At 61.1% G+C, this 5,904-nt stretch carries 6 protein-coding genes, 1 pseudogene and 1 other annotated feature; of the genes and pseudogenes, 3 read left to right on the top strand and 4 right to left on the bottom strand.

All coding sequences use genetic code 11. The features are described 5' to 3' along the window. Nucleotides 1–168 precede the first annotated feature (168 nt). Entirely contained in the window at nt 169–402 is a 234-nt protein-coding gene (locus MTBLM5_RS15290) for an AbrB/MazE/SpoVT family DNA-binding domain-containing protein (protein ID WP_173976931.1), read from the top strand. After that, nucleotides 399–800, top strand: coding sequence for a type II toxin-antitoxin system death-on-curing family toxin (locus tag MTBLM5_RS15285; protein ID WP_173976930.1), 402 nt, complete (start codon nt 399–401; stop codon nt 798–800). The genes MTBLM5_RS15290 and MTBLM5_RS15285 overlap by 4 nt, the downstream gene beginning before the upstream one ends. A 62-nt stretch (nt 801–862) precedes the next feature. Here the strand turns inward: MTBLM5_RS15285 and MTBLM5_RS15280 are convergent, their stop codons facing one another. Next, a complete protein-coding gene (locus MTBLM5_RS15280) occupies nt 863–1,777 on the bottom strand; it encodes a DotA/TraY family protein (protein WP_173976929.1) in 915 nt (304 codons plus the stop codon). A gap of 581 nt (nt 1,778–2,358) precedes the next feature. After that, nucleotides 2,359–3,587, bottom strand: a protein-coding gene (locus tag MTBLM5_RS15275; protein ID WP_173976928.1) for an IS3 family transposase whose coding sequence is annotated in 2 segments (ribosomal slippage) — nt 2,359–3,299 and nt 3,299–3,587 — 1,230 coding nt in all. Because the reading frame shifts where the segments join, the coding sequence is not laid out codon by codon here. Next, nucleotides 3,190–3,306: a sequence feature (AL1L pseudoknot), on the bottom strand. Its footprint overlaps the gene before it by 117 nt. 60 nt (nt 3,588–3,647) lie before the next feature. On the opposite strand from MTBLM5_RS15275, the pseudogene MTBLM5_RS15270 reads away from it, so the two are divergent. Further along, a pseudogene (locus MTBLM5_RS15270) lies at nt 3,648–3,752 on the top strand (transposase); the annotation flags it as partial. A gap of 342 nt (nt 3,753–4,094) precedes the next feature. Here MTBLM5_RS15270 and MTBLM5_RS15265 read toward each other — a convergent pair. Together MTBLM5_RS15265 and MTBLM5_RS15260 are read right to left on the bottom strand one after the other, a co-directional pair. Beyond that, complete coding sequence (locus tag MTBLM5_RS15265; RefSeq protein WP_173976927.1) at nt 4,095–5,177, bottom strand: HigA family addiction module antitoxin; 1,083 nt, start codon at nt 5,175–5,177, stop codon at nt 4,095–4,097. A gap of 19 nt (nt 5,178–5,196) precedes the next feature. Then, nucleotides 5,197–5,532: a type II toxin-antitoxin system RelE/ParE family toxin gene (locus MTBLM5_RS15260; RefSeq protein ID WP_173976926.1), complete on the bottom strand. Its 336-nt coding sequence runs from the start codon at nt 5,530–5,532 to the stop codon at nt 5,197–5,199. Nucleotides 5,533–5,904: the final 372 nt, after the last annotated feature.

Below are 5,904 nucleotides of genomic sequence, written 5' to 3'. Positions count from 1 at the left end.
TGCCCTTCAGTCCCGCGCGGATTTCTTTAGGGAAGTCGGTATTGACCCCAGCGACATCGAACCGCAAAAAATTTGAGGTGACATGGTTTCACCCGCAGCGACAGGGAACTTGACGGGGCTCCAGTTACAACATACGTTATCACAGTTGTTGTAACGCAGGTTACCACTATGCTGAAAAGTTCCGCCAAGCTGTCGCCACGAGGAAATTCCCTGGCCGTCACCATTCCCAAGGACATCCTGGAGGCCGCCGGGCTCCGTCAGGGCGATGAATTGTCCCTGCTGGCCCGCGACGACGGGGTGATCGAAATCCACCACGCTGCCCCCGGCGAGGCCGAACTGGAAGCCGGATTCGAGTGGAGTCTGGGGCGCTATCCTGAAACGTACAAGGCGCTGGCCAAGTGACCGGATGGGCCTGGATACCGCCGCATCTTGCGGTGTCCTGGCATGCCCGCCTGGTGGAAATGTTCGGCGGGGCGCCGGGTATTCGCGACCTGGGTCTGCTGGAAGGCGCCCTGGCCCGGCCGCAGAACCTGGTCGCCTACGGTGAGGTAGTCACTACTGAGCGCCTCGCCGCCCTGTATGGCGTCGGCGTCGCCAAGGCGCACGCCTTCCTGGACGGTAATAAGCGCATAGCCTTCGCCGTCATGGCGGCCTTCCTCAAGGCCCACGGACGGCATCTCGATGCCACCGAGGCCGAAGCCACGCAGATCATGTTTGACGTTGCTGCCGGCACCATGGATGAGACCGAACTCGAACAATGGATCACGGATCACTGCCGCGAGCGTGGGCGAGAAATTTGAGCATCCACGCCTCACGTCCAAACCAATGGCCGGCACTGATGCCGGCCATTGGTTTTTGGCGGTTATGCGGGGCCTTCGCCCGGATCAGGAGCTTGGCTACTTGCTTGCTCCGGCCCCGACGTCTTCGGCAGGGTCTGGTCTTCGCCGGCATCCCCGCCTTGATCAGTCTGCCCACGCGATGCTGGCGTCTGATCGGCCGAAAGATCGCGCGTGCTCGTGCCTTTATTGTCGGTGGGACCGGTCGATCGTGGTGAGTTATTGCCCGCATTCGACAGGGCTTCGATCATTTCGCGATGCTGACTTGCCTTTTGTTTGTTTGCCACATCTCCGGCCGCCTTCTGCGCACGATCAGCAGCCGCGGAGCGCGCCATGTTGGCCGACCCCATCGCAGTGCGCTGACCGGTATTGCCGGCATGGCCCACGCCAGCCAAAACGGTCCTGTGAGCAAGGTCATCGTCATTGAGTTCGAACAGCGACTCGCTACGGCCGCCCATCCAGCGAACGACGGTATCGGGCAGCCAGGTGATGAAGCGGAAGCTGCGCTGGGCCATGGTGGCCAGGGTGGAGGCAAGGACGATGATCAGCACCAGCTGCGTCACCGGACCCATGGTGTAGGATGCGAGGGCGACGCTGGTGCCGTATTCCCACAGCTCGAGCAGCAGGCCAGCGCCGACGGTGAAGATCGCCACACCGCCGAACAGTCCGCCGATCATCAAGGTCGGTCGGGTCAGGATGTTGAGCAGGATCAGCCAGCCGCCCTGGCCGGCCTCGCCGGACATGCCTTCACCTTCGGGCCGCAGGTGCGCCAGGGCCCAGAACACCCCGCCCAGGACGCCTTCGACGGTCAGCACCAGCCAGCCGATGACAGCGGTGATCCAGATGGTGAAGGACATGATCGGCAAAAGGATGCCGAGATAGATGGCGGCGCCGAGGAAGGGGGCTTTCGCCCGCCTGACCAATCTGGGCGGCACCGACATTTGAGCAGCGATCAGACGATGACGCGGTTATTCCTGGCCGCGCCCAGGGCGCCAGGGGGTGTCCAGAGGTGTGCAGGTGGGGTGTGCAGGAGCCCTCCCCGGGCGTGCACCCAGGGTCGAAAAATGGCGGAATTCTGCGGTTTTTTGGAATTGGCGTGCCGTAGTGGTCGAAACTGATAACTGGTCGGCTCATCTGGGCCCCTGACTACTTCCGAACGTTACTGTAGGCTCCTCCATGCCCGCCTCCCTCCCAGAATCGGGGGCGGCGTCCTCGGCGTTGCCACAGCCGATCGGGTCGATAGACTGAGGTGGGGAAAACCACGCCAGGGGCGTCTGGAGCGAGTTTGAGGAACGGTATGCCAGTGTGCTTAGGAGCCGATCTTATATCCATCAATAGAGAAGACGTAACGTCACCGCTACCAAAAGGCCGGTCATCAATGCCGCCGGAATTACGGCCTTTTTGCTTGCCCCGCGCTTCAGCAGTGCCCCGGTCATCGCCATGGCCATGCCAGCCAAAAATACGAAGCCGCCGATAACGACAATGAACCGCCCCGGGTTTGCCGGAGGCCGTTTGGTTTGAGTTACGCTGCCATGGGCTGTTGGGCGAGCATGGCGTGATAGCGTTCCTCGGCTTCGGCGGGCGGGATGTTGCCGATTGGCCCCATGATCCGCCGATTGTTGAACCAGTCCACCCATTCCAGGGTAGCAAATTCCACCGCTTCGAACGACCGCCACGGGCCGCGCCGGTGGATGACCTCGGCCTTGTAGAGGCCGTTGATGGTTTCCGCCAGAGCGTTGTCGTAGGAATCGCCGACGCTGCCGACCGAGGGCTCGATTCCCGCCTCGGCCAGACGCTCGGTGTACTTGATGCTGACGTACTGGCTGCCGCGATCGCTGTGGTGGACCAGCCCGCCGCCCTGAACGGGACGGCGTTCGTGCAGAGCCTGCTCCAGGGCATCCAGGACGAAGCCCGCGTGGGCGGTTCGGGAGACCCGCCAGCCGACGATGCGTCGGGCAAAGGCGTCGATGACGAAAGCGACATAGACGAAGCCGGTCCAGGTCGCCACATAGGTGAAATCAGACAGCCACAGCCGGTTGGGGGCCGAGGCGCCGAACTGGCGGTTCACCCGATCCAGAGGGCAAGGCGCCGCCTTGTCGCTGACGGTCGTCTTGACCGGCTTGCCGCGAATGGCGCCTTGCAGCCCCATCCGCCTCATCAGCCGTTCCACGGTGCAGCGGGCCACGTCATGGCCCTCGCGGGCCAACTGGCGCCAGACCTTGCGGGCGCCATAAACCCGGAAGTTGGCGTTGAACACGCGCCGCACCTCCCCTTGCAAAGCAATGTCCCGCCTTGCCCGCGCCGACAGCCTGGCCGGGTCGGCACGTCCGGCGACGTGGGCGTGGTAGGTGGATGGGGCGATCGGCAGAACCTTGCAGATCGGCTCGACCCCATGCACCGCGCGGTGGTCGTCGATGAAGGCGATCATGGCTTGAACCGGCGGTCGAGCTCCGCCATCGCAAAATAAGCCGACGCCTTGCGCAGGATCTCGTTGGCCTGCCGAAGCTCGCGGTTCTCCCGCTCCAGCGCCTTCAGCCGATCGGCCATCTCCGACGGAACCCCGGCCCGCGTGCCCGCGTCGATCTCGGCTTTCTTCACCCACTCCAGCAACGTCTGCGCCGCGCAGCCGATCTTCGCCGCGATCGACACAACCGCCGCCCACCGCGACGGATGATCCTTCTCGTGGTCCAGGACCATCCGCACCGCGCGGGCCCGCACCTCGGGGGAAAACTTGTTCGTCGTCTTGCTCATGATGCCCCTACCTTCTCAGAAGCTGGGGCCTCCGGCAAACCCGGGGCGGTTCAATCAGCGATGAAGGCATCCAAGTTCACGGACGCGCAAAAGGCGTTCATCTTGAAGCAAGGGGCGGACGGGATTCCGGTCTCGGAAATCTGCCGCAAGGCCGGGATCAGCCAGACACGCGCGCGACCTTTTCGTCTCGGCCTGTCCGCCGATCCGATTTTTGCGTCATCGATATTGGGTAAATTTTGGGTGAGTTCCGAGCTGGAAAAGCTAACCCATTGATTCGCTTGGCGTAGGAAAGTCGACTCCATATCAACTCTCTCTAAGTAGCGCATCGAATGCAGTCGAATGCGAGTTCGCACATTGCCGTATACATTGGTTAAATGCCGAAAATACGACTTCCACGTGGACATTTCTTATCATCAGCATCAAATCAGCACGGAAATCATCTTTTTAGTCTGGCTATAACAGCCCTTTTGACGCCCATCAGCCGTACCTCCTCGGGGCGAGCAAAGCTCAGTTCCAGCGGTACTTCTGCTTCAGGCGGTTGAGATGGGTCCACGGAAGAATCCCCTCATGTTGGAGCATTCCGACGACGATCCCCGGGTGGATACCATGCGTCTTCGCAAAGGAAGACACCGCCACCTCGCTGCGAGGATGGGCTGCTTTGAACCGTTCCCAATCGGGCTTTGGGACAAGAAAGCTCCCCGCCCATTCGTCCGCTTCGCGCTCAATGTCAGTACCGTCGCGCCCCTTTTCGTCAACAAAGACGTCCTTCTTGCTGTGGAGCAGCAGGTGCGCTGCTTCATGGAAGAACGTCCACCAGAAATGGTCGTTGACCAGATGCCGGACTGACTGCTGGATAAGTCCCTTCCTTGGCGTGAGCCAGCGGGCCGCCCCGCTAAGCGCCGTCTTAGGGAAGCATGGTACGACCGCGAATGCGACCCCGCTCTCGTTGCAGAGGCGTGTCATCTCCGGAAGAAACTCCGCGGGTGTCTTGACGGTTAGCCCCCGGATTGTCTTCAGATTGGCTTTGAATCGAGGCTCGTTGAACTCGGCGCATTCCTGTGCCTCTCCCTGTACCTCTCCCATCCTCAGCCACGCAGTTAATGACTGTTCGCTGCTATTGAAAGTGGGCGAATGCCTGTATGCAACAGAGGTTTGGCTGAAGCGAGACGACCAAGCATCTACTGACGCCACCCCGAAGAAGCCGAGGAGCTTGCCGACGCCCTCAGCCTCCGATTCCGGCTTCGGCATGCAGCCTCGCTGGACAAGGTCCTTCACCGGAAATGCACGATACCAGGCCACGGCCCGCTCAAGGCGTTCAGCCTCGGCCTTCCGAGCCAGATGCAGTTGGTAATCCGCCTCGATGTTGAGCCAAAGACCGGCGTCCATGCCGAGCACCTTCTCAAATTGGAGTGCGGTCTCAGGTTCCACAGGCGCACGACCGGCGACAATGTCGCTGACCAGCTTCGCGGAGCGCCCGCAGCGACGGGCGAACTCGGCGTGGGACAGTTCGCGGGCCTCCAGCATCTCGTCGAGAATCCATCCCGGCGGGACCGCGTAGTCCGGCTGGAACGCGTTCTTGGTGGTACCCATTTCACCCTCCCTTGGCGCGTCAGTGGTAGTCGATGACGCCCAGAATCTTAATTGCCGTCACCAAATCAATATCGATCCCGCCGTCCGTTTTACGGGGGATCGGATCATGATCCGGTTTGAAAACAAGCCGGTACGGATGGTCGAGGTCTACGGCGAACTGCTCGTCGCGGTCCTGCGAAAGCTGATGGCGGCGAGGCGGCTTGGCGGTCGAAACCTGTGTCAGATTTCTCGCTCCTTTCAGAACCGCCATCCTCATCATGATCGTCCGCGCCATCTTCGGGCCGTACTCCCGAACTAGCTCCTTCTCTTTATTGAAGGCCTTTTCAAGCTTCCGGGTGGCGAAGACGATATCCATCCACTCAGCCGTTTTCGTTACGTGATGCGTAATGTTTTTATCTGACCTTGGCAAGATGCACAAGCGAGTTCTGGCTGTAAGGCGGTTTCGGTGATCTTGCGATCAACCTTCAAAACCTGGGGCCTAGACCACCACACTTGGCCTTCCATCATTCTCCCCGGGGCTATCGTCCACCGACGGGATTGGCTGCGATCTTGAGTCTGGTGATGGCGGCTTCAAGCTCGGCGGCAACCTTGGCTCGCTGATCGGCAAGCTTGGTGGCCTTCAGACGGCGCATCAAAGCATCTGCCTCGCCTGTCCGTCGTCGAAACAAATGGGACATCGGCGGCGGTTTCGGACCGGAGGTTCTGGCTCACCAATGATTGATGGGCA

It is taken from the genome of Magnetospirillum sp. LM-5 (assembly GCF_902729445.1).
Taxonomy (GTDB): Bacteria; Pseudomonadota; Alphaproteobacteria; order Rhodospirillales; family Magnetospirillaceae; genus Magnetospirillum.
The sequence above is the reverse complement of the archived record's forward strand: the minus strand, read 5'-3'. Positions and strand labels throughout refer to the sequence as shown.

Bases quoted from the DNA above. Each gene is read 5' to 3' on its own strand.
- MTBLM5_RS15290 (WP_173976931.1), top strand. From the start codon at position 169: ATGCTGAAAAGTTCCGCCAAGCTGTCGCCACGAGGAAATTCCCTGGCC.
- MTBLM5_RS15280 (WP_173976929.1), bottom strand. From the start codon at position 1,777: ATGTCGGTGCCGCCCAGATTGGTCAGGCGGGCGAAAGCCCCCTTCCTC.
- MTBLM5_RS15265 (WP_173976927.1), bottom strand. From the start codon at position 5,177: ATGGGTACCACCAAGAACGCGTTCCAGCCGGACTACGCGGTCCCGCCG.
- MTBLM5_RS15260 (WP_173976926.1), bottom strand. From the start codon at position 5,532: ATGGATATCGTCTTCGCCACCCGGAAGCTTGAAAAGGCCTTCAATAAA.